This window comes from Chloroflexota bacterium (genome assembly GCA_026713825.1).
Classification (GTDB): Bacteria; Chloroflexota; Dehalococcoidia; order Lucifugimonadales; family UBA1127; genus UBA1127.
In genome coordinates, this window is the sequence record JAPONS010000094.1 from 1 (window position 1) to 21,193 (window position 21,193).

Annotated in this window: 21 protein-coding genes and 1 pseudogene; 11 read left to right on the forward strand and 11 right to left on the reverse strand. The window is 69.8% G+C overall.

Annotation, left to right across the window (positions count from 1 at the left end; translation table 11 throughout):
- Both OXC99_11440 and OXC99_11445 read left to right on the forward strand, forming a co-directional pair.
- The coding region (locus OXC99_11440; protein MCY4625596.1) for a hypothetical protein at positions 1–491 on the forward strand (491 nt) is incomplete at its 5' end.
- Between the two features lie 184 nt (positions 492–675).
- Positions 676–1,284, forward strand: a complete 609-nt coding sequence (locus tag OXC99_11445; protein ID MCY4625597.1) for a hypothetical protein — start codon at positions 676–678, stop codon at positions 1,282–1,284.
- Here the strand turns inward: OXC99_11445 and OXC99_11450 are convergent.
- The 3 genes from OXC99_11450 to OXC99_11460 form a co-directional block, all read right to left on the reverse strand.
- Positions 1,247–2,023, reverse strand: coding sequence for a transporter substrate-binding domain-containing protein (locus OXC99_11450; protein MCY4625598.1), 777 nt, complete (start codon positions 2,021–2,023; stop codon positions 1,247–1,249). The two genes, OXC99_11445 and OXC99_11450, sit on opposite strands and share 38 nt — an antisense overlap.
- A 312-nt stretch (positions 2,024–2,335) precedes the next feature.
- Positions 2,336–2,731 (reverse strand): hypothetical protein, encoded by a 396-nt coding sequence (locus tag OXC99_11455; protein ID MCY4625599.1) that lies wholly within the window; start codon positions 2,729–2,731, stop codon positions 2,336–2,338.
- A gap of 5 nt (positions 2,732–2,736) precedes the next feature.
- Positions 2,737–3,078 (reverse strand): hypothetical protein, encoded by a 342-nt coding sequence (locus OXC99_11460; GenBank protein ID MCY4625600.1) that lies wholly within the window; start codon positions 3,076–3,078, stop codon positions 2,737–2,739.
- Between the two features lie 36 nt (positions 3,079–3,114).
- Between OXC99_11460 and OXC99_11465 the strand changes: the two genes are divergently transcribed.
- On the forward strand, positions 3,115–3,240 hold the full coding sequence (locus OXC99_11465) for a hypothetical protein (protein ID MCY4625601.1): 126 nt from the start codon (positions 3,115–3,117) through the stop codon (positions 3,238–3,240).
- 119 nt (positions 3,241–3,359) lie between these two features.
- Here OXC99_11465 and OXC99_11470 read toward each other — a convergent pair whose 3' ends face one another.
- The 5 genes from OXC99_11470 to OXC99_11490 all read right to left on the reverse strand — a co-directional run bounded on the left by OXC99_11470 (position 3,360) and on the right by OXC99_11490 (position 6,255).
- Complete coding sequence (locus OXC99_11470) at positions 3,360–3,611, reverse strand: hypothetical protein (GenBank protein MCY4625602.1); 252 nt, start codon at positions 3,609–3,611, stop codon at positions 3,360–3,362.
- Between the two features lie 157 nt (positions 3,612–3,768).
- Positions 3,769–3,945: a hypothetical protein gene (locus OXC99_11475; protein ID MCY4625603.1), complete on the reverse strand. Its 177-nt coding sequence runs from the start codon at positions 3,943–3,945 to the stop codon at positions 3,769–3,771.
- A 237-nt stretch (positions 3,946–4,182) separates the two neighbouring features.
- On the reverse strand, positions 4,183–4,389 hold the full coding sequence (locus OXC99_11480) for a hypothetical protein (protein MCY4625604.1): 207 nt from the start codon (positions 4,387–4,389) through the stop codon (positions 4,183–4,185).
- A complete protein-coding gene (locus OXC99_11485) occupies positions 4,389–4,685 on the reverse strand; it encodes a hypothetical protein (protein ID MCY4625605.1) in 297 nt (98 codons plus the stop codon). Before OXC99_11485 ends, OXC99_11480 begins: the two co-directional genes overlap by 1 nt.
- A gap of 757 nt (positions 4,686–5,442) precedes the next feature.
- Complete coding sequence (locus OXC99_11490; GenBank protein ID MCY4625606.1) at positions 5,443–6,255, reverse strand: trypsin-like peptidase domain-containing protein; 813 nt, start codon at positions 6,253–6,255, stop codon at positions 5,443–5,445.
- Positions 6,256–7,183: 928 nt separating this feature from the next.
- Here OXC99_11490 and OXC99_11495 point away from each other — a divergent pair.
- The 8 genes from OXC99_11495 to OXC99_11530 all read left to right on the forward strand — a co-directional run bounded on the left by OXC99_11495 (position 7,184) and on the right by OXC99_11530 (position 19,100).
- Entirely contained in the window at positions 7,184–9,556 is a 2,373-nt protein-coding gene (locus OXC99_11495) for an ATP-binding protein (protein MCY4625607.1), read from the forward strand.
- Positions 9,557–9,888: 332 nt separating this feature from the next.
- Complete coding sequence (locus OXC99_11500) at positions 9,889–11,025, forward strand: cadherin repeat domain-containing protein (GenBank protein ID MCY4625608.1); 1,137 nt, start codon at positions 9,889–9,891, stop codon at positions 11,023–11,025.
- A gap of 702 nt (positions 11,026–11,727) precedes the next feature.
- A complete protein-coding gene (gene hpnH, locus OXC99_11505; GenBank protein ID MCY4625609.1) occupies positions 11,728–12,750 on the forward strand; it encodes an adenosyl-hopene transferase HpnH in 1,023 nt (340 codons plus the stop codon).
- A 3-nt stretch (positions 12,751–12,753) separates the two neighbouring features.
- Complete coding sequence (locus OXC99_11510) at positions 12,754–13,188, forward strand: hypothetical protein (GenBank protein ID MCY4625610.1); 435 nt, start codon at positions 12,754–12,756, stop codon at positions 13,186–13,188.
- Positions 13,109–13,807 carry a hypothetical protein gene (locus OXC99_11515; GenBank protein MCY4625611.1) on the forward strand — a complete coding sequence of 233 codons (699 nt, stop codon included), beginning with the start codon at positions 13,109–13,111 and terminating at the stop codon, positions 13,805–13,807. Before OXC99_11510 ends, OXC99_11515 begins: the two co-directional genes overlap by 80 nt.
- On the forward strand, positions 13,804–14,784 hold the full coding sequence (locus OXC99_11520) for an NAD-dependent epimerase/dehydratase family protein (protein MCY4625612.1): 981 nt from the start codon (positions 13,804–13,806) through the stop codon (positions 14,782–14,784). Before OXC99_11515 ends, OXC99_11520 begins: the two co-directional genes overlap by 4 nt.
- Before the next feature lie 108 nt (positions 14,785–14,892).
- Positions 14,893–16,881 (forward strand): squalene--hopene cyclase, encoded by a 1,989-nt coding sequence (gene shc, locus OXC99_11525; GenBank protein ID MCY4625613.1) that lies wholly within the window; start codon positions 14,893–14,895, stop codon positions 16,879–16,881.
- A gap of 797 nt (positions 16,882–17,678) precedes the next feature.
- The gene (locus OXC99_11530; GenBank protein MCY4625614.1) at positions 17,679–19,100 is read left to right on the forward strand and encodes a hypothetical protein; all 1,422 of its coding nucleotides are present in this window, start codon (positions 17,679–17,681) and stop codon (positions 19,098–19,100) included.
- A 348-nt stretch (positions 19,101–19,448) separates the two neighbouring features.
- Here the strand turns inward: OXC99_11530 and OXC99_11535 are convergent.
- From OXC99_11535 to OXC99_11545, 3 genes and pseudogenes are all read right to left on the reverse strand, one after another.
- Positions 19,449–19,724, reverse strand: a pseudogene (locus tag OXC99_11535) (RDD family protein).
- Between the two features lie 543 nt (positions 19,725–20,267).
- A complete protein-coding gene (locus OXC99_11540; protein MCY4625615.1) occupies positions 20,268–20,576 on the reverse strand; it encodes a hypothetical protein in 309 nt (102 codons plus the stop codon).
- A 425-nt stretch (positions 20,577–21,001) separates the two neighbouring features.
- Positions 21,002–21,193 (reverse strand): hypothetical protein (locus OXC99_11545; protein MCY4625616.1); only part of this gene is annotated, 192 nt, incomplete at its 5' end.

The window sequence follows — 21,193 nt, forward strand, 5'->3', positions numbered from 1 at the left end:
CGGACTTCGCCCACGCCAACCTGCTGAACCACGAGGTCGCCCACTACCACCTGGCCTTCGAGGTGGGGCCCTTCTGGCTGGTGGAGGGCGGCGCCGACTTCGTGCTGGCCTACCGGGAGGCGTGGGACGGCACGGAGGACTGGGAGGGCCAGGTCGAGTTGTTCGAGGGCAACGAGTTCGCGGGCCGCCAGTGGTGCGTCGACAACGGCGTCACCAACGTCGCGGCGCTCGCGGGGTCCGGCGAGTTTGAGAACCCGTGCGGCTACGCCCTCGGCCGGTATCTCCTGACCAGCCTGTTCAATACGATTGGAGCGGATGCGTTCTCATCGGCGATGCAGGAGTTCTATGAACGGTATCTGGACTTTCAGCACCACCCAACCGATGAACAGGTCTATCGAATCTTCCTCAAGCACACGCCCGCCGACCGGGAGGAGGCGTTCCTGGACGTGTACCGCAGTCTCCACGGCGGGCCGTTTGTCGACGGGGATTGACTGCGTCACAGGCCGCCGAGCTGCATATCGGGCGGTTGTTGGCAGACTCGCAGGCGGCCCAGTTGGCGCCTCCTCCGCTCTCCTCCTCACGGGTGGAGACCGTGGGCGGGACGCGGTTGTCGCCCGTACCGAGCAGTTGCACGAATGCCTGCGCCGCATCGGCTACGGCAATCGACGCTCTGGCATGCGGTGCATCCTCAAGACGGGTACCGACACCAAGGTAGCGCAGGCCGCCCGTTTCGTGGGGACCGCCACCGCGCAGCGAATGAACTCTGACGGTCTCGTGCCAAGCGTCACCGTGCTCAGGGAGCAGGTCGCTACCGGCAATGCGCCGCATGTCATCGAAATGGGTGAGCCACTTCTCGATGAGCGCCCGATAACGGATGACCCTTCCGCGTTCTTGGTCCCGGCCAATGGCAGCTTCGCTGCAATTGCACGAGGTGCTTGTCGCCCGGCCCTTGCCGAAGAGGTATGGCTTGACCTGAAGGGCTCGCACGCCGCGAACCCTGGCTCCGGCTTCAAGGGGCTATCGCCGGGCGGCGACATCGCTGACACCCGCTGGGTCATCACCCAGATCCAACCAGGTGTTCACCTGAATCCTCGTTGGGTGGTGGCGGAAGAACCGATGAAGTCCGCCCGCCCCATTGAACGGGCGGGTGATCACAAGTTCTCAGACGTCATTCAGTTGGGCAGTAACGAACTCCCCATCCTGACCGCCTCAATTGGCCGCATCGCCGTGCCGCACCCAACGCACCCTATTCGAACGTCGACCCGTCCTCTCCCACCCACTTGAGGATGAGCGCATTGAGGGCGCCGTCAGCCTTCATCGACGCCAGGGCCTCGTCAAGCCTGCCCTTCAGGCCGCTCCCCTTGCGGACGCCGATGCCCAGTCCCCGGTCCAGCGGCACCGATGGCCCCACGATGGCCAACCTGCCATCGAACTCCGCAAGCTTTTCCACCCCATAGCCGTGGTCCACGAGGACGGCGTCCACCTCGTCCGTGAGCACCGCATCTACGGCGTCCCTCGATATGTCGATTGGCACGAAGGGGACGCCCAACGCCGTGAGATGGTCAGAGTAGATGGTGTTGTCCGTCACGCCAATCGTGCCCCGGGCGGCCGCGCCGCCCTCGCCGGCCCTGGCAACGTATACGGACGGGGTTGGCGGGTAGTACGCTTCCGTGAAGTCGATCAACTCCTCCCGCTTGGGGGTGATGCTCATGCCGGAGAGTATGGCGTCAAACTCTTCCGCCACGAGGTCGGGAATCATCGTTTCCCAGTCATTCAAGGCCCACGCGCACACCAGGCCGGCGCGCCGGCACAGCTCGTCTCCCAACTCCCGCTCCAGGCCGTCAATCTCGCCCTCTTCGTTGATGAAGTCAAAGGGATGGTAATTGCCGATCGTGGCAATGACCACCAGGTCGGTTCCCCCACAGGCGGCCAGCAACGGCATGAGGGCCGCCAGCAAATACGCTCCCAGCGCGGGCAGGAACCGGCCCTTTGGCTTCGGGCACTGCCATACGAAGCCGCCCATGCTCGTGCCTCCTCTGTTTCTACTCTCGAGTCGGGACGCCAAGCACGTCAGTCGTCGCGCAGGCGTGCCGGCCCCAGGCTGCCGGCCGGTTCCGGCGGCGCCCTCCGGTGCTGATGGTAGGGCCGAGCCGGGCCACGCGCCCAGCGCCATGTGGAGGTGCGCCGGGGGCCAATGGCCGAGGGACCTCCGCCCATGGCAGGCCGGACACCGGCTGCAAAGGCTTGAGCCGCTCCGGGAAGTCTCGGGGAAATGGCGGGTGTCGCTGCTGGAAAGATTGCGCCGTGGCAGCATGGCGGGGACCGTCCGCGGGACTCACCGGCAACCGCCCCGGTCCAGACGGGGCCGCGGCAACACCCCGTCCCCCATGAGTGCGGCATCCCCTGCGTCCGGGAGAAATCGAACCGCTCCACGGCCCGTTGCCATTCGTCCTCCTCCTCCCGGCGCCAGCCGGAGCCGAAGACGTAGCAGGTAGCCCGCCAGCCCCCGCTCGCGGTACCGGTCCTCCGCCACAGACGCCAGATGCTGCGTGAACGCGTCGGCGTCGATGTACCAGCCTGAGGAGAACGACAGCCCGTCGTGCCTCATCACCCACACGTTCGTTGGCTCGAAACGGATCGCCGCCTGGAGCGCCGCATCGCGGGACCACCAGCACCCGCGCAGCTCGCGCTCACTCCCCGCAACAACCGCCAGGTCGTGATAATGCCTCACAGCGCTTACGGGACCGTGACGCCCGTACACGGTTCCGCAAGAACCCGCGCATCCGCCGACGTCGACATGAAGCACTGCACGCACACCTGCCCAGGCCCCGGCTCCAACCGCTTCCATTCATGCGCCCCCGTGCCCAACGGAAATGCAGGCCGTGTCGCCTCCATATCCTCCTCCTCTCCTGCTTCGATGTACCGCTTCATCAGTGACCACAGTTGCCCGACCACGAACAGGATCCCGAACACCCGCAGCCCTTCGAGGAACCCCTGGCTGAGGGGCAGCAGGAAGGACAGCCCAACCACCACCAGGCCCAGGAACCCCAGCACCAGCGAGAACAGATAGCGCCTCATGCCTACCACCTCCCAGACCACACGATCCAGCTCGCAATGCTTGCGACCATCATCCAGACAAACATCGCAGGACCGAGCGGCAACCAGCCCCCCGCCGCCATGACGGGGATGATGGCCACCGCGATCACCTGGACGCCGCCCGACCAGTCGCCGCTCCTGTAGGACACGTACAGAGCCCCGCCCGCCAGCCCGACCACCAGGAGCGTCGACTCGAAGATCTCCGGCCCCTGCTCCTAGTCGCTGCGTTCCGCACGCGGCCGAGGGTCTTCCGGCCCCAGCCGCTATTCCCGCGACAGGCCGTGCCGCCCGTCCTCCAGCCAGGGCGCTGCCACCTGCAAATAGTCCTGGCCGTGTTCCGTGGGCAGCCCGTCCTCCAGGAGCGGGACGCCCCACGCGCTCTGCAGCCGCCCGAAGGACGTCCGCGGCATGTCCGCCACCGCAGAACAGCCCTCGCCGACTCCTTCACGGTCCGGCAGCGCCGCCGTCTTGACCCTGCCGTTACTGGACGCTATACCGGGGCGGGCGTCCGCCATCGCACCGCCCCCTGGCACGTAGAAGAACGCAAGGCCAGGACCATCGCCGGCCGGTTGGCCGCGACCCCGTCCCGGCCCGCACACTGCGCCGTCGCATCGAAGTACACTGGCAGGATCCCGATGAACTCCGCATCGCCCTGCGTGCCCACGACCGTCGCTATCTGTTGGGTGCCATGGCGGCGCAGCCCCGTTCCACCACGTGGTGCACCGCCACCCGGCCCAGCCCGTCGCAGCCGGCGCGGAAGGCGTACTCCACCGCCGTGCCCCAAGGCAGGGGGTCTCCGGTCCGCACGGTGTCGGCGGCCGTGCCAGCGTCCGCCGGATGGCCCGGCATTCAACGCCACCGCCGTGCGTGCACCAACAGCACCACCGCCACGAGAAGGGCCAGGACAACGATGAGGGCCTGCACCGCCGATGTCATCGTTCCGTCACCGCGAGAGCCGGATCTGCCGCAGCGCGCCCTTTCGGGGACGTCGCCAGCGTGAGGTCGCCCGAAGCGCCACGGCGCCCCAATCGCAATCCGCCGACCAATCCCACCAGCGGGACGAGCGCGAGTCCTCGCCTCAACACATCAGCCTCCCCCGGGCCCGCGACGGCCGGGCGTTGCGATCGCCGCCACCAGCACGACCAGTCCCAACACCAGGGACGCCAGGCCCATGATGACGAGGTCCGCGACCCCTCCACCGCCGGCCGCCGATGCGAGCAGCGCCCACGCGCCCAGCGCTGCCGCGGCGGAGATCAGCCCCGTGGACACCGCCAACAGGGTCCAGCGTTCCATCATGCCCTCCCGTGAGTCGAACCCCGGCGCCGCGGCGGGGACACGACACCATAGCCGGGATGGTCGTCGCGGACGCGGGCCCCCGCGGCGGCGGGTTGTCCTTCCACGCCGCCGCCCGGGCAACCCAACCGGGTGCCCTTGAACTGGGCCGACGCCTGACACGTGACGGTCCAGGCGCCGACCGGTTCAGGCAGCGACGGGCCGCACGCCCGCTCCCGTTGCCATTCCGGGTACCCGCCCACGCCCTGCCCTCGCAACGGCCGAGGGCCGCCAACCACCACCTTCCGCGTGCCCACAGTCTCCTCCTATACCCGCCAGGTGCAGCCTAGCCGGCAGTGGCGCGCCATGCCGGGACGAGCGCCGTCACCCGGGATCCGCGGGACCTCGACTTCCCCGACGCACGATGCGCTCCGAATGGGGCCCACGCAGAGGCGCCGTTCTCCAGGATCCCCTGCATCAATTCCACCAACCACGTTGGCAACGAGCCCTCCACCTTCCCGGCCGTTCATGCCCACGGACGCCCCGCCAATCGCCACCGCCACGACCCCTGCAGGGCATGCCGCGAGGGTCAGGATGGCCGCCCGCCCTCCGGCTGTGCCGGTCGTGCGGACGCAGTCCAGTCTCTCTGCGGTCTCGGCACCGGCGGCCCCACGCATCCGGCCTCCCTGTCCGCTAGCGGGTAGCGATGCCAGGGCTCCTGCTCAGCGCCTTCACGGGCGTGTCCCAGGCGCGAATCACCGAGCTCCTGGTGGTCTCGATAAGGCCGTCCGGGGGCAGCCAGCCCCTCGCCGGTTGGCCGACACCGGTACACTTCGAAGACGCGACCGCGCAACCCACGCGGAGTGCCGAACATGGGCGAAACGGCCGACACCACCCGGCCCGCCATTTCCCGGTTATGGACGATGATCTGCCTCCAGCCAGTGATCGGGCGCCATCCCCGGGCGGCCGCCCGATCACTGGCGCATCTTGGGATTGCTCCCGCCACCGCCGTCGTGCACCTGGTCTCGCCAAGCCGACCCCTCCGCAGACCGCGGGCTGCATGCCGCGCCGGTCTCATGGCTCGCAGCAGGGCGCGAATGCCCGGACCCGCATCCCCTCTACGACTTCCAGAGCGGACCTGGCGACCAGCGCGAACCCTATGCCCTTCGCGATGGTGCCGTCCTCAGCGTAGTCATACTTGTAGGTGTTGATCCCCTCAATAGCCCCGTCCATGGTCAAGAGCGGACCGCCGCTGACGCCGGCGTTCATGCCCGCGTCGGTCTGGATCACCCAGCTGAGCAGTCGGCGTTCATACTGGAGGGCCGACACGACGCCCCGGGTGACGCTGGCGGGGCCTTCGAACCCCAAGGCGTAGCCCATGAGCCCCACGTCCTCGCCCACCTCCACCTCCGCCCACGACAGCACGGTGAACTCGCCGCAGCAGATGGACACCAGAGCCAGGTCCCGCATCGTGTTGACCTCCTCCACGCGGCCGACGTAGCGTTCGGTGTCCTCCACCGTCACGGCCACCGTGCGGAACCCGTCCACCACGTGCGCATTGGTCGCGATGAACCCGATGCCGTCAGCCGCCGCGAACAGGACGCCGCTCCCTTTGCCCAGCCCCTCGCCGTCGGTGAGACGGACGACCGCCGGACGCGCCCCGTACACCATCTGCGCGAACCGGTCATGGAAGGGCGTGGGGGTCGCGGTGGGCCACGGCGTGGGCGGGGGTGTCGCCGTGGGTGCTGGCGTCGGCAGCGGCGTGGGGAAGGTCACCGGCGTGGCCGTGGGCGCGGGTGTGGGCAGGGCCAGGGGCGTGGGCGCCAGCTGCGGCGTCGCCGTGGGTGCCGGCGTCGGTGGAGGCGGCGGAAGCGGCGCCTGCACCATGGCGGGGATGTCCGCTGGGGTGCACAGGCGGCCAGCGCCATCAGGAGGGCAAGCATGCCCCACCACGTCCGTTGCTTCATTCCAGCGCTCCCGCGCACCATTCGCTCCTTCTAGCGGCGATCCAAGGGTCCGGCCACACGCCGTCTGCCCGCGCGGGGCGTGGCGCCACGCCCTGCGCGCCACCCGCCTCCCCTCGTTCCCAGGTCCCGTTGGCGCCGGTGCGTGACGGCAACCGCGTCTTCGCCCCCCGGGCGATGGAAGAGTACCGCCGTCCATTTCCGGGGCGGCGCTGATGACGGCACGGCCCACCAGCCGGGGAGGGCTGAAGGGCCCGGTTGTCCCGCTGCGCTCTTCCTTGCCCGGCGGGCCGCGCCGCCGCCTTCGCGCTGCGGGGCGGGGCCCTCGCGGCCCCTTCCGCCCCGTGTGTGGGGCATGCCCGCGTCACCCTTCGTGGCCCCGGCCCCGCGGGCCCCTCAGCAGGGCATCGCCAGCCGTCTGACCCATGCCGTCAAAGGGACGGCGCCGGGGCACTCCCATAAACCCCGGCGCCGCCGCCTGGGGCAGTTTCGCGTCATGCCCAGGACGGAAAGGGGGCCTAACGGATCGGGACACGCGGCGCGGCCAGGGCTGTGTGTCCCGATCCCGGCGTCGGTCTGGGCGCATCCTTTCGGCATCGGCCAACCCATGGGGGTGCACGCCCCCGCACCTGTGTCCCTCCCGCAGTGCGCGGACCCAACCCTCGGCGCCGGCACAGGATTCCCGTCCGGCTTCGCGCACCCAGTGACCGTAACGACGGTACCGCAAAGTCTCTATGACATGCGTATCATCCACGAAGTCTTCTGTATGGTTTTCCGTAAAATACTGTATAATTCCTCACACACTGGGCCGCGCGAAGCCACCGCCGCGCCCTGCGCCGAAGGGGGAAGAGATGCCCCAACCAGTCGAGCGAGACCGGGACTTCGAGGCGCTGCAGGAACGCCTGTCGCGCCTGAGCGAGGCCAGCCTGCGCATCAACGAGAGTCTGGAATTCGACACCGTGCTCCAGGGGGTCCTCGACGCCGCCCGCTCCCTGACGGCGGCCCGCTACGGGGGGATGACCCTTTTCGATGACGGGGGCGGCGTGGGAGACTTCCTGTCCTCCGGGCTGACCGCCGAGGAGGCCGACGAGCTGTGGCGCATGCCCGAGGGGCTGCCGATCTTGCAGGCGCTGACCGACATTTCCGAGCCCATGCGGGTGCCCGACCTGGAGGAGCACGTCCGGGCCCTGGGCTTCACCGCCTTCCGCATCCCCCTGCCGGTGTGGGTCTTCCGCTTCATGGCGGCGCCCATGTTCCACCGGGGCGTCCGGGTGGGCCACGTCTTCGTGGGAGACAAGGACGGCGGGGGGGAGTTCACCCGGGCCGACGAGGAGACCCTGGTGATGTTCGCCTCCCAAGCGGCGCTGGTCATCGCCAACGCCCGCACGCACCGGGAGGAGCGGCGGGCCAGGGCCGACCTGGAGACGCTGGTGAACACCTCGCCGGTGGGCGTCGTGGTCTTCGACGCCCGGACCGGGGGGATGGTCTCCTCCAACCGGGAGGCCCTGCGTATCGTGGACGGCCTGCGTGACGAGGACCAGGCACCGGAGGACCTGCTGGAAGTAGTCACCTGCGTCCGTTCGGACGGGCAGGAGGTGTCCCTCAGGGAGCTGCCTCTGGCCGAGGCGCTCCGGGGCGGGGAGACGATCCGGGCCGAGGAGGTGGTGATCCAGGTCCCCGACGGACGGCGCGTCGGCGTCCTGCTCAACGCCACCCCCATCCACGCGGAGGAGGGCGGGCTGGCCTCCTTCGTCGTCATCCTCCAGGACCTGACCCCCCTGGAGGAGCAAGAGCGGCTGCGAGCGGATTTCCTGGCCATGGTGAGCCGCGAGCTCCGGACGCCCCTCACCTCCATCAAGGGGTCGATCACCACCCTCCTGGAGGCTGCTGGCAAGCTGGACCCCGCCGAGACGACCCAGTTCTTTCATATCATCCGCGACCAGGCGGACCACATGCGGTTCCTCATAGGCGACCTGTTGGACGTGACCCGCATCGAGACGGGCGCACTCTCGGTGGAACCTGAGCCCTCGGAGGTGCAATCCCTGTTGGACGAGGCGGGGAACAGATTCGCGGCCAGCGGCGCCGGGACCCCCCTGCACCAGGAATTGGCGCCGGACCTGCTCCCGGTGATGGCCGACCGGCGTCGCATCGTCCAGGTGCTCGGCAACCTGCTTTCCAACGCCGCCAGACACTCCCCCGACGCGTCGCCGATCTTAGTGAAGGCCGTACGGGCCGGTGTGCACGTGGCCGTCTCCGTCACTGACCAGGGCCGGGGCATCCCCGCGGACCTGCTGCCGGGGCTCTTCCGCAAGTTCTCGAGAGCAGCCGGCGTCGACGGGTCGGGCCTGGGGCTCGCCATTTGCAAGGGTATCGTGGAAGCCCACGGAGGCCGCATCTGGGCGGAGAGCGACGGGCCGGGGCTGGGGGCCCGATTCACCTTCACTCTGGCGACAGCGGAGGCCGCAACCGCTCCCGGTCCAGCCTCCCCGCAGTCTCGTCCGGCGGGCCGGGGCAGGGTCCGCATCCTGGCCGTGGACGACGACCCGCAGACGCTGCGGTACATCCGGAACGTCCTCACGAGAGCGGGCTACGTGCCCATCGTGACCGGCGACCCCGCCGACGTGCCCCGCCTCCTGGCGGAGGGGCGGCCCCACCTGGCGCTCTTGGACATGGCGCTGCCGGGGAGCGATGGGGTCGCGCTGATGAACGACATCCTGAGGACCGTGGACATTCCGGTAATCTTCCTGTCGGCGTACGGCCAGGATGAGACGGTCGCCCGGGCCTTCGACATGGGGGCTGCCGACTACGTGGTCAAGCCCTTCTCGCCAACGGAACTGGCTGCGCGGATCAGGGCGGCCCTCCGGAGACGACTGGAGCCCCTCGAGGGCGAGCCGTCGGGTCCCTACGCCGCATCGGGGCTGGGCATCGACTACGCCGAGCGGCGGGTGACGGTCGCCGGTGAGCCGGTGGCGCTGACGGCCACGGAGTACGCCGTGCTCTACGAGCTGGCCGTCCATGCCCCGCGGGTGCTCACCCACCGGGTGCTGCTCCAGCGGGTCTGGGGACCGGAGCGGGTTGGCGAGCCCTGGCTGGTTCGGGACGTGGTGAAACGGCTCCGCCGCAAGCTCGGGGACGACGCAGGCCGTCCCGCCTATCTCTTCACCGAGCCCCGGGTGGGATACCGGTTGGCCACGGGGGAAGACGCGGGAACGGGAGCGCCGTAGGCCAGGGCCATGCCGGCGAGGATGCCGCCTGGAAGCATCCTGCGCTGGGCCGGGCCCGGAAACCGGCGGCCACCCGATGGACTGTCCCGCGCCGCCAAGGGCACGACCTGCGTCCCGGGGTCCCCGGTGATGCTGTGAAACGGCCTGCCTCCCGTGACGCCGCCCGGGGTCGGCCAGAGCGCGGGCGGGCGTGGCCGCGCGGCAGACGCCGCTCGACGGATCCCCACCGCGCTCCCGGCGCTTCCTCGGTGACCGTTACGCCGTCCACACAGACTATATCGGCCACTAGGTCGTTCTCGCCAACTGTGGTGAGACCGGGAGAGTCCCTCGTCGTGCGCATAGCCGTTGCCAACTACGGCGGCATCGGCCAGTTGGTGGAGACGTTCCCGGCCGACTTCACCTTCGTGGAGTCCAGTCCGTCCGTGACGCCGTCCGATCGAACCCTGACCTTCAACCTGGTGGGTGACACCGCCGTGCACTACACGCTCACAGCGCCGGCCGCGGCCGGGAGGAAGTCCGGCTTTTCGGGAACCCTTGTTCCGGCGGAGGGAGCCGGAGTGTCTACCGGAGGCTCCTCCTCGGTGGCTGTCCGCAGTGCCTCGTCCGGCGGGGGCAGCGGTTTCGGCGGGGGCGGGACGAGCGCCAACCAGCCTCCCAGGGTCCGGGAGGGCACAACAGCCACCCGGTCGGTCGCGGAGAACGCCGAAGCCGGCACTCCTGTCGGCGACCGCTTCGAAGCCTTCGACAACGACAGCACGACGATCACGTACACCCTAGCCGGGAAGGACGCCCGGCGCTTCGCGATCGACCCGGAGACGGGCCAACTGTCGGTGGCCGCCGGTGCGGGCCTGGACTTCGAGGCCAAGCGCACCCTCACGGTGACCGTGTCCAACGTGGACGATGCCGGCGTGGTGACCCTGGCCCCGGCCGCCCCAGCCGTCGGGCAGCTGCTCTCGGCGTCCCTCTACGAGCCAGACGGCGACGTGACCGGCGTCGTCTGGCAATGGGAGCGCTCCCAGGACCTGGCCACGTGGCTCTCGGCGCCCGGCGACGGGTGGACCTACACGCCGTCGGAGGCCGACGCGGGCCACTACCTGCGGGCGACGGTCTCCTACGGCGACGTCCATGACGCCAACAAGCGCGCCCACGCGGTGACGGCCGAACGCGTGCCTGCACCGCCTTCCCCGGTGCCCACGGCCACGGCCACGGCAACAGCCACATCTGTCCCGCCGGCCCCAACCGCCACGGCAGTGGCCACGGCAACGGCGACGGCGGTGCCGCCGCCCCCCACGGCCACGGCGATCATCGTCACGCCAACGCCGCAGCCGCCAGCGCCGGTTCCCACGGCGACGGCGACGGTCGCGGGAGCGGAGGACGGCGGATTTCCCGTATGGGTAGGCGTCCTGATCCTGCTGGCGGCGCTGGTGCTTGCGGGCGTCGTGATATTCGCCTTCATCCCACGTCGCTAGGCGGCTCGCGTCAAGGAGGGCACGGCATGGAGGCCGGAGGTCTCCCGCCGTGCCCTACCTGGCAACCGGCGGGACACCCTTCGCGAGGCATCGAGCCCCAATCGCGCACCGCGTCCGTCCTGCTCACCGCGCGCTGACGGCTCCGGTAGGGGCGCGCGGCCCGGAGCGCCACGGCTTCGTCATGGGCGGGTGCGGACGAGGGCCAACCCTGCGTCGTTGTTCCCGAGGAAGCGCGGCAGCGAACACGGCCCGCTCCCCGACCGGCCCCCGCCATCGGTTGCGTTACCGTCGCCTTCGACAGGAGACTGCCGCCCGCCGCCAGCGCCTCCCCCTTGCCCCGGAGGGACGAGCGCCGCCCTCGACCGGCCCGAATGTCGTGGGTTCTCCTGGCGGCCGACCCTGGCCAGCGCGGCTTTTGCGGCGGCGCCGGGCATCCCGGGGAACTGGGTTCGCGCGCATCCGGGCCGCGGGCCCACCGGGGCGGTCCCGCCGACTCGAGACACCGGGCCCTCCGGCGGCGGGCTCGAACCCCCCGGCACGTGGAGCCGACCGGTCCGACGAAGTTGCGGTCGCCGGGCCGGGAGTGCTCCGGAGCGGCGGCGACCCCTTCCCCCGGCCGCCCACCGGCGCGGCCGGCGTTTGCGCCGTCACGGCATTCTGCTAGACTACCCTGAAGCCTCAGGGCAACGGAGGAACGCCGCCATGGGAGTGCCCATCTCGCAAGCGTGGACGGTGGCGTGGCACGTCATGCGGCAGCGCGTGGCCGGCCGCAGGCGGTACCCCCTGGTGCTCATGCTGGAGCCCCTCCTGCGCTGCAACCTCGCCTGCGCGGGCTGCGGGAAGATCCAATACCCGCCGCACATCCTGAGGCGCGCCCTCACCGTCGCGGAGTGCATGGCCGCGGTGGAGGAGTGCGGGGCGCCCATCGTCAGCGTCCCCGGGGGGGAGCCCCTCCTCTACCCGCACATCGGCGAACTGGTGGAGGCCCTCACGCGCCGCGGGAAGTACGTCTACCTCTGCACCAACGCGCTCTTGCTCAAGGAGAAGCTCGAGGCGGGGGTCTTCACCCCCTCCAAGCGCCTCAGCTTCAGCGTGCACATGGACGGCCTGCGGGAGGACCATGACGCCTCGGTCTGCCGGGACGGGGTGTACGACGTCGCCGTGGAGGCCATCCGGGAGGCGCGGCGGCGGGGCTTTCGCGTCACCACCAACACGACCCTCTTCAACACGGCCGAACCCCTGCGGGTCCGGGCCTTCTTCGATGCGATGATGGACCTGGACGTCGAGGGCATGACGGTGTCCCCGGGGTACACCTACGAGCAGGCGCCGGACCAGGACGCCTTCCTGGAGCGGGAGCGCACCCAGGAGCTCTTCGCCGGCGTCCTCGGCGGCAGGAAGCGGCGCTGGCGCTTCAACCAGTCCCCCCTCTTCCTGCAGTTCCTCATGGGCAAGCGGGAGTTCGAGTGCACGCCTTGGGGCAACCCGCTCTACACCATCTTCGGCTGGCAGCGCCCCTGCTATCTGCTGCAGGACGGCTACGCCGCAACCTTCCGGGAGCTGATGGACGAGACGCCCTGGGAGGAGTACGGCCGGGCCAGCGGCAACCCCAGCTGCCGGGACTGCATGGTGCACTGCGGCTACGAGCCCTCCGCCGTCCACGCGACCTTCGCCACCTGGCGCGGCCTCCGGGACACGGCCGTCTCCACCCTCACCGGAAGGCTCTGAGCCATGGACGAGGCGCACGCGTCCACCGGCGCCACGGGGCGGGCCGACGGCGGCGTCGCCGCCCTCATCGACTGCGCCTTCCACTACCGCGGCGACGTCACCATCCGCACGGCCGACGGCGGCGCGGTGACCGGGTTCCTCTTCAACCGCAACGCCCGGGCCGACGACCCCTTTGTCCAACTGTTCGAGGCCCGGAGCGGCCGCGCGGTCACTATCCCCTACTGCAGCGTCACCGACGTGCTGTTCACGGGGCGCGACCCTGCCGCGGCGTCGCTCCGGCGCTTCGCCGACCAGCGGGGCCGGCGGGGCGCGCCGGCCCACGACGGCCGGGCAGCGCCCCCGGCCGGGGAGGACCGGCATGGGGTCTGTGTCGGGCGGGTCTCCCCTCCTGACCACCGCCCCGCCCCGCCGCGAGCTGGGGGGGCTGGGCTCTGGTGACGCGCACACGCGCGTGGGCGTCGTCGGCATCGGCCACGGCGCGGGAGCCCAGGTCGCCGGCCTGCTGGACGCCGCGCCGTGCCGGTTGCTCGTCTCCCTGGGGTACGCGGGCGCCCTGGACCCGCACCTCTATCCCGGCGACCTGGTGGTGGCGGGCGCCTATCACCACGGCGCCCGCCCGCCCCTCTCCGGCGCCCCCGTGACGACCCGGGCGGCCATGCTCCTGCGCCAGGCGGGCCTGTCCGTCCTGGAGGGGGCGGTCCTGACGGTGGACGAGCCCCTCCTGACCCCCCTGGCCAAGCGCCGCGCCCACAACGGCAGCGGCGCACTGGTCGCCGATATGGAGGGACGCTGGATCGCGGAGGCGGCGGCGGCGCGGGACGTCCCCCTCATCGGGGTCCGCGCGGTGCTGGACGAGGCGCGCTTCCCCCTGCCCTCCTTCATCGCCGCCATCATCGCCGACGAGGGCCGGCGGGAGTGGACCCACGCCTTCCGGGCGCTGTCCCAGCCCTCCGCCGCCTGCAGCTTCATCCCCCTGGCCCGCAAGGCGCGGGAGGCGTCCCGCGCCCTGGAGCTGGCCGCGCAGCGCATCATTCCCGAGGTGGCACGGCTCCTGTGAAGCGCATCCTCCTGACGGGCGCCTCCGGCTTCATCGGGAGCCACGTGGCCGCGTGCGCCGTCCGCCGCGGCTACGAGGTGGTGGCCTTGGTCCGGGACCCGGGCGCGTACCGGGCCCCGCACGGTGCGGTACGTGTCGTCAAGGGCGACGTGCGCGATGCGGCCGCCGTCCGCCGCGCGCTGCGGGGCTGCGACGCCGTCATCCACGCGGCCGCGCTCTACACCTTTGATGCCGCCCAGGCGCGGGCGATGCGCGAGGTCAACGTGGGGGGCACGGAGACCGTGTTGCGCGCCGGGCTCACCGCCGGCGTCGAGCGGATCGTCTACACGGGCACCGTGGGCGGGACCGCCTTCTCCCGGGACCGCCTCGCCACCGAGGGGGACGTCGCCGGCGCGGCGGCGATGACGGGTCCCTACAAGCGCTCCAAGTTCGAGGCGGAATGCCGCGTGCGGCGGGTGGCGGCGGAGGGCGGGCCGGTGGTGACCGTCTGTCCGACGGCGCCCGTCGGTCCGGGCGACGGGAAGCCCACACCCACCGGCAGGATCGTGCGGGACTTCCTGCGCCGGCGAATGCGCGCGTGGGTGGACACGGGGCTCAACTTCGTGCACGTGGGGGACGTGGCCGAGGGCCACCTGCTGGCGCTGGAGCGCGGGGACCTCGGCGCCCGCTACCTCCTCGGGAACACGGCGGGCAACCTCACGCTCCGGCAAGCCTTCGCAATCCTCTCGGAACTCACGGGCATCCCGCCGCCGCGCCTGCGGCTGCCGCACGCGGCAGTGCTGGCGGCGGCGTGGGCGTCCGAGCTCGCCGGTAGGGCCCTCGGGCGGCCCCCGGCCATCGCACTGGAGGCGGCCCGCATGGCCGGGGGCCGCATGTGGGTCGACCCCGCATGGAGCGTGCGGGCGCTGGGCCTGCCCCAGACGCCGGTGCGCCGGGCCCTTCAGGAGGCCGTCGACTGGTTCGGCGCCCACCCCTGACCGACCGGGGCCGCCGGCAGGGAACGCGCCGGACCGGGTCACGGGGGGCGAGCGGGCACGGCAAGGGGCAGGGAACCCCGCGAAGACCACCGCAGGAAGGCTGTCACGGTGAGCGACCAGGACATGCGAGACCCTATCGAGGACGCGGTGCGGCGGACGCAGCGCTTCTTCCTCGACACCCAGCACGCGGACGGCTACTGGTTGGGGGAGCTGGAGTCCAACCCCACCATGGAGGCGGAGTACATCATGCTCACCCGCTTCCTGGGGTCGGAGGAGGGCGACCGCATCCCCCGGGTCGCCGAGGACATCCGCCGCCGGCAGGCGCCCGACGGGTCGTGGCGCATGTACTACGGCGCCCCGGGCGACCTGAGCACCTCCATCGAGTGCTACTTCGCCCTGAAGCTCGCCGGAGACCCTCCCGACGCCCCCCACATGGCCCGGGCCCGCGCCTTCATCCTCGCCGCCGGCGGCGTCCCCCGGGCCCGGGTCTTCACCAAGATCTGGCTCGCCCTCTTCGGCCAGTGGGACTGGAAGGGGACGCCGGCCATGCCGCCGGACATGATGCTGCTGCCCCGGTGGGCGCCCTTCAACATCTACCGCTTCGCCAGCTGGGCCCGGGCCACCATCGTGCCCATGACCATCATCCTCACCCTTCACCCCACGCGCCCCCCGCCCGAGCGGTGCTGGGTGATGGAACTCTACCCGGAGGGCCCCGTCACCTACGCCCTCTCACGGTGGAAGGCCACCCCCTTCTCCCTGCGGGGCGGGTTCCTGCTGCTGGACCGGGCCCTCCGCGTCTACCGCCGGCTGCCCTTCATGCCGAGCCGCAAGCGGGCGCTCCGGGCGGCCGTGGACTGGATCATCGGGCACCAGGAAGCCGACGGGTCGTGGGCCGGGATCCAGCCGCCGTGGGTCTACGCGCTCATCGCGCTGAGCGCCCTGGGCTACCCCCTGGACCATCCCGTCGTCGCCCGGGGGCTCGCGGGCTTCCGGGGGAGCTGGAGCGCGCCGTCGGCGGACGGCGGCGCCCTCCGGGTGCAGGCCTGCCTCTCGCCGGTGTGGGACACGTGCCTGGCCATGCGCGGTCTGCTGGACACCGGGATGCCGCCCGCCCATCCCGCCCTCCAGCGGGCGGCCTCCTGGCTCATGGACAGGGAGATCCGGGTCAAGGGGGACTGGGCCGTGTACCGGCCCCACCTCCAGCCCAGCGGCTGGGCCTTCGAGTTCGCCAACGACCACTACCCCGACATCGACGATTCCGCCATCATCGTGGCGGCCCTCGGGGACACCCCCCTGGTCGACGACGGGCAGGAGCGCGCACGCGCCGACACGATGGCGCGGGCCGTCGCCTGGCTGACCGGCATGCAGAGTTCCAATGGCGGGTGGGCCGCCTTCGACTGGAACAACACCTCCCGCGAGCTGGCGAATATCCCCTTCGCCGACTTCGGCGAACTCCTCGACCCGCCCAGCACCGATGTGACGGCCCATGTCCTGGAGATGTACGGGAAGCTGGGCCGCACCGCGGAGGACCCGGCGGTGCGGCGGGGGCTCGCCTACCTCTGGGAGCAGCAGGAGCACGACGGCCCGTGGTTCGGGCGCTGGGGGGTGAACTACCTCTACGGCACGGGCGCCGTGCTCCCGGCGCTGGAAGCGGTGGGGGTCGACATGACGCAGCCGCGGGTGCGCCGGGCCGTCGACTGGCTCCTGGCCCGGCAGAACCCGGACGGGGGGTGGGGCGAGACCTGCCTCAGCTACGCCGACCCCAGCCTGCGGGGGCAGGGCGACAGCACGCCGTCGCAGACGTCCTGGGCCCTCATCGCGCTCATGGCGGCGGGTGAGGCGGGTCACGACGCCGTGCGGCGGGGGATCGCCTTCCTCCTGGAACGCCAGCGGCCCGACGGGACCTGGGACGAACCGCAGTTCACGGGCTGCGGGTTCCCCGGGTACGGTCCGGGGGACCGGCCGGAGCGGCTCGCACCGCTGGACGGCCCCAACTCCCAGGGCCCGGAGCTGAGCGCGGCCTTCATGATCAACTACGCCCTCTACCGGAACTACTTCCCCCTCTGGGCGCTGGGGCGGTACGCCCGGACCCTCTAGCAGGTCCACGGGCCCGGTGCGGTCCGCGGGCAGGACGGAGGGTCCGGCAGCCCCCGTCCGTGCCTCCCGGTTCGGACCGCCGCGCCCGGGAGGGGCGCGGGCGCGCCCACAGGGCCCTGCGGGTTCCACAGGAACATGCTCCATGTCATACAAGACTGGTGGTGCATGATATGCACCTCATAGCGATTGCCCCGTATCATGCCTCAGCCTGCGCCCGGCACCGCGCGGGGCAGCGGGACGGGGCGCCGGCACGCGCATTCCGACCGGTGCGGCGGACGGAGGGTCCGCCCCGCGCGGGCCAGCCCTGCCGGGGGAGGGCGCGCCCCGATGCGGGACCCCGTTCCCGGCGGGCACCGGCGCCCCGGGCGCGGCGGGGAGCCTGAAGGCGAGAAAGGACCGAACACGTGGACGGTCAGGACCCACAGCGGTGTGCGTCGGCGGGTGGGAGGGTCAGGGCGGCGCGGCTGGGCGAGGGAAAGCAGGTCCGTGCAGAGAGGACGCGAGCGGCAAACCCGCGGCGGGGAGTCCGCCGAGGCGATGGCCGACCGTCGTCAGGCGCCCGTAGGCGGTGACACCAGGGGACGCAGGGCGGACCAAGGCCGGTTCGGACGGGTCACGGGTGCTTCCCGCGTGCGCCCTGGCGCCGCCCACCGCCGGACGGGTGAGGATGCGCCCCATGGCCAGCGACCGCGCGGGTGCGTCGTTCGCCGGAGTGCCGTGCGGTCGGGTATCCTGAGCTTGCCGCCATCGTCGGCGGGCCCACCATGATCGACATGCTCCGAAGGAGGGAGGCATTCATGCCGCTCATCATCCTCATAGCAGCTGTAGGCATGCTCTGCGCCGCGTACCTGGTCTGGCGGGCGCGGCGGAAGGGGAGCGCCCCACTCTCAGGCGACCCCTCCACGCACACCGAGGCGCAGATCATCCGCAGCATGAAGGCGTACTGGAAGGACACCTGCGGGGAGCAATACCGCTTCCTAAAGGGAATGGGTCCCGAGGTGACCGGGGAGTCCGACGACACCCTAGCGACCCTCAAGACCAGTTGGGCGGAAGTCCATACAGTGCAGCGGCACGAGGACGGTCGGGTGATCGCCATGGTCTCCCTGCACGCAAGGGGCTTCGTCGTGGAGGGGCCGGTGCAGGTCCTATGCGCGTTTCGCGATGGGGTCTGGACGTTTCGGACGGACCGGCAGGAGGAGGACACCCAGCCCGATGTTCAAGCGTCCATAGGGGAGCCGGTGGTCTTGCAGACCAGTTGGAAGGAGCCGCCCTTCGCCATAACGGTGCTCGGGAAGCCGGAGCGGATAGCCGGCGACCGCCAGCGCGTGCGGGTGCCTGTGCGGTACACGGGCATCACCCACCGCTGGTCGCCGCGCAGCGCCACCACCTTCTTCGCGACGATCTACACGTCCGAGAACGCGGACGGCGAGCGCGTCGCGTGGGTGAGCGAGCCGGCCGATGCGGGGGACCCGGCGCTTGGAGACGTCGTGCTCGTTGAGGGCGGGTCCTACGACGGGTACATCCACTTCACTGCGGGAGAAGGGGAGGAACGGCGGACGGCGCCCCGGCGGCGATTCGTTGCGCTGCACTGGCATGACGACAGCGAGGCGGAGATCATCGTCGACCTAAGGAGGAGCGCGGTGCCTTCCGAGCGCGTCCGGTTTCGGGACGGCACGCCGGAGCAGAGGCTCGACAAGCGTCCCTTCGATGTATGGCTGCGAGGCCTGGGCAGCCAGTGGGCAGACCTGGGCGATGCACCCGTGGCCGGCATCGGCGACGTGGTCAGGGTCGCGGCGGCCCCCGACGCCGACGAGTGGTGGGACGTGACGGTGGTGGGTGTGCCGGAGGGCGCCGCGGCGAGTCTCATCCGGCTGCCGCTGCGGGTGACGTCAAAGTACCGTGGGACGAGACGATTCGACGACGACCTGCTTCAGCTTGGAACGGCGCCGGACGAGTTCGGGGCGATACAGCACCTGTGGGAACGCCGTGATTTTCGCAGGGCAAGTGGTGCACCGGACGACTGCCTGCACGGGGTGGAACTGAAGCGAAACGAGTCCAGGGAGGGGGCCGTGTACTTCTCGCCGCCCACGAATGGTCGGGGGAGGCGCTCCCCCTCCGCACCATTCACCACCCTGTGGTACGGCATCAATTACCTGGAGATGCCCGTGGGCCTGGCGCCAAACTCCGGTACGGGCGGTCCCGCGACGGACTCGGCGTGAGCGGAACCGCCCAAAGGAGAACGCCTTAGCTTAGATAAGAGTCAATACTACAGCACTGACGATGTCCTTGATGAGGATAGACTTGTCGAAGATATTGCTAGGCTTTCAGAAAAGCCCCCCCAATTCTCAGCGCTGCTCGATTGGGAAGATCGTGTGCTGGGAGTTGCGGGAGACACCGTAGTCTCTGTCTTGGAACTAGCGAAGAGCGAACAGGATAAGGAGGCTAGGAAACTCAGAGTTGGCAGGTTGCTCTACAGGCTTGCCACCGCTGCGGTCGGAGAGCAGCATGTCGAGATTAGTCGCTTCCGAGCTGCCAACGAAGCACTTTTGCCGGTTTTGGCCGACCGCCTATTCGCGCTGCAGCACCGTCACCGGTCCCGGTTTGGCACCTTCCGCGTCGACCACCCTCATCCCCATTGCCATCTTCCCCAGCGTCGCTCCCCACATCGCCGTCAGTGCCGTGAAGTACCCAAGGCCGATGATGCCCTGGACCAAAACGTGCAGCACGGGCACAGTCTCGTCCTCCTCGACCACGAACGTGTCGATGACCCCGACCCCGTTCAGTATCCCGAGCACGACGACAACGATGATGACACCGGACTGGTCAAGTCGTAGCGTAGCACACCGATCGCGCCACCCCCGTGCGGGTCACGCATCCCAACAACAGTCGAACGCCAAGACAGGTCAAGACTCAGCTATCTCAAGCCTAGCCAAGCACGTCCTCTCCTTACCTTTTCGACAGATACGGTCGCCGTGCACGTAGAAACCCCAAGTGGCCGGCTTGTCGTTCTTAATACGACGAGGCCACCGGGAATCTGGCGCATGACGAATCCCATTGAAACCAGCCACTATCTCCTTTACGAACTTTCCTTTCAGGACATCCTTTTGGTTCCTCGCTTACCCACACCTCGTCCTTCTCATTCCAGCTGAAACCAGGTTCGATCAGTTTCTCGCCCAAGAGTGCTTTGAACTGCTCGAAATCTGACCTGCGCACGGATATTGTCCCTGCACACCCACCGGGCTCGCAGTCAGTCCGAGATGAGTGCCCTTTCACCTCTCTCTCCTCTCTGGTGACCTCGACCTTCAAGCTATGCCCCGGTTCCCCGGATGGACTGTTTAGACTCGTGAGATGCTATCTGTCTGAGGAGTACGGCAGACGCTTGACCGCTACTCCGCCGGGTTCTTGCGCGGCCTGCCACGCCGTCGTCCGTCCGCCGACCAGAAGTAGACGGTGTCCGCCGTGCGGCGGAAATCCAGTTTCTTGCCCAGCGCCTCGGCTGCCGCGTTCAGCCTGCGCCGGATCGCCTGCGTCGTCTCGCCCTCTGCGGCCTCGAGTTTCCCCGCTTCGCCGGGCGCGACGCGCTGGATATAGCCGACATATTCCTGCAACAGCGCCGCGCGCTTGCCAGTCGCGCTCCGCGCGCGTGCCTCTCCAATCGGGAGTGTGCTGAACGTGGGCATGGGTATCACCTCCATCGTGGGCGGTCACATGATTGAACCGCCATCTGACGGAGTACTATAGCACCGCGCCATCGGCACTCTAGGTCTATCAGGCTGCGGAAGAAAGGGGCTCAGTGGCTCCGATCACTGGGGCGAGGGGCCGGGTTGGGCCGTGTATGAGCCACTACCTGCGCCCCGGTTGAGGCGACTACCTAAAAGGATGAGGCGATGAGCGGACAGACGATTCCAGAGTACGTAAGGAGGCGCATCGAACGCCCGATTCCACTTGAGTTATGCGCCCGTGTCCCGGTTTCGCTCTTGTCATCTCTGATGGAGATCCCCTCAAGGCGTGCATCGCTACGGTAGGCCTCAATCCCAGCGGAGAAGGTGGTGGCCTGCCTAGCGCAGAACTGTCTCCTGAGGAAGTGGTGCAGCATTGTAATGAATAGGGGAGTAACTGTTCAGAGTTGATGAGTTCGTCGGTCAATGAGCGTATCGATGTCGCTGATCTTAGAGATTGCGGGTTGAGACCTCGCTTCGGAACCGTCGCCGCCAGGATTCCCACTGGCAAACAGGCTCACGTCCCCCAACGCGCGGTCCATGTTCTCGGCCTGATTCTCGGCCAACCGAACGGAAGCGGACACTCTGGTGGC

Excerpts from the sequence above, each read along its gene's own strand:
- OXC99_11445 (MCY4625597.1), top strand. The coding sequence starts at position 676 with ATGCGGTGCATCCTCAAGACGGGTACCGACACCAAGGTAGCGCAGGCC.
- OXC99_11450 (MCY4625598.1), bottom strand. The coding sequence starts at position 2,023 with ATGGGCGGCTTCGTATGGCAGTGCCCGAAGCCAAAGGGCCGGTTCCTG.
- OXC99_11460 (MCY4625600.1), bottom strand. The coding sequence starts at position 3,078 with ATGAGGCGCTATCTGTTCTCGCTGGTGCTGGGGTTCCTGGGCCTGGTG.
- OXC99_11465 (MCY4625601.1), top strand. The coding sequence starts at position 3,115 with ATGCTTGCGACCATCATCCAGACAAACATCGCAGGACCGAGCGGCAAC.
- OXC99_11470 (MCY4625602.1), bottom strand. The coding sequence starts at position 3,611 with ATGGCGGACGCCCGCCCCGGTATAGCGTCCAGTAACGGCAGGGTCAAG.
- OXC99_11475 (MCY4625603.1), bottom strand. The coding sequence starts at position 3,945 with ATGCCGGGCCATCCGGCGGACGCTGGCACGGCCGCCGACACCGTGCGG.
- OXC99_11480 (MCY4625604.1), bottom strand. The coding sequence starts at position 4,389 with ATGGAACGCTGGACCCTGTTGGCGGTGTCCACGGGGCTGATCTCCGCC.
- OXC99_11490 (MCY4625606.1), bottom strand. The coding sequence starts at position 6,255 with ATGGTGCAGGCGCCGCTTCCGCCGCCTCCACCGACGCCGGCACCCACG.
- OXC99_11495 (MCY4625607.1), top strand. The coding sequence starts at position 7,184 with ATGCCCCAACCAGTCGAGCGAGACCGGGACTTCGAGGCGCTGCAGGAA.
- hpnH (MCY4625609.1), top strand. The coding sequence starts at position 11,728 with ATGGGAGTGCCCATCTCGCAAGCGTGGACGGTGGCGTGGCACGTCATG.
- OXC99_11510 (MCY4625610.1), top strand. The coding sequence starts at position 12,754 with ATGGACGAGGCGCACGCGTCCACCGGCGCCACGGGGCGGGCCGACGGC.
- OXC99_11515 (MCY4625611.1), top strand. The coding sequence starts at position 13,109 with ATGGGGTCTGTGTCGGGCGGGTCTCCCCTCCTGACCACCGCCCCGCCC.
- OXC99_11530 (MCY4625614.1), top strand. The coding sequence starts at position 17,679 with ATGCCGCTCATCATCCTCATAGCAGCTGTAGGCATGCTCTGCGCCGCG.
- OXC99_11540 (MCY4625615.1), bottom strand. The coding sequence starts at position 20,576 with ATGGAGGTGATACCCATGCCCACGTTCAGCACACTCCCGATTGGAGAG.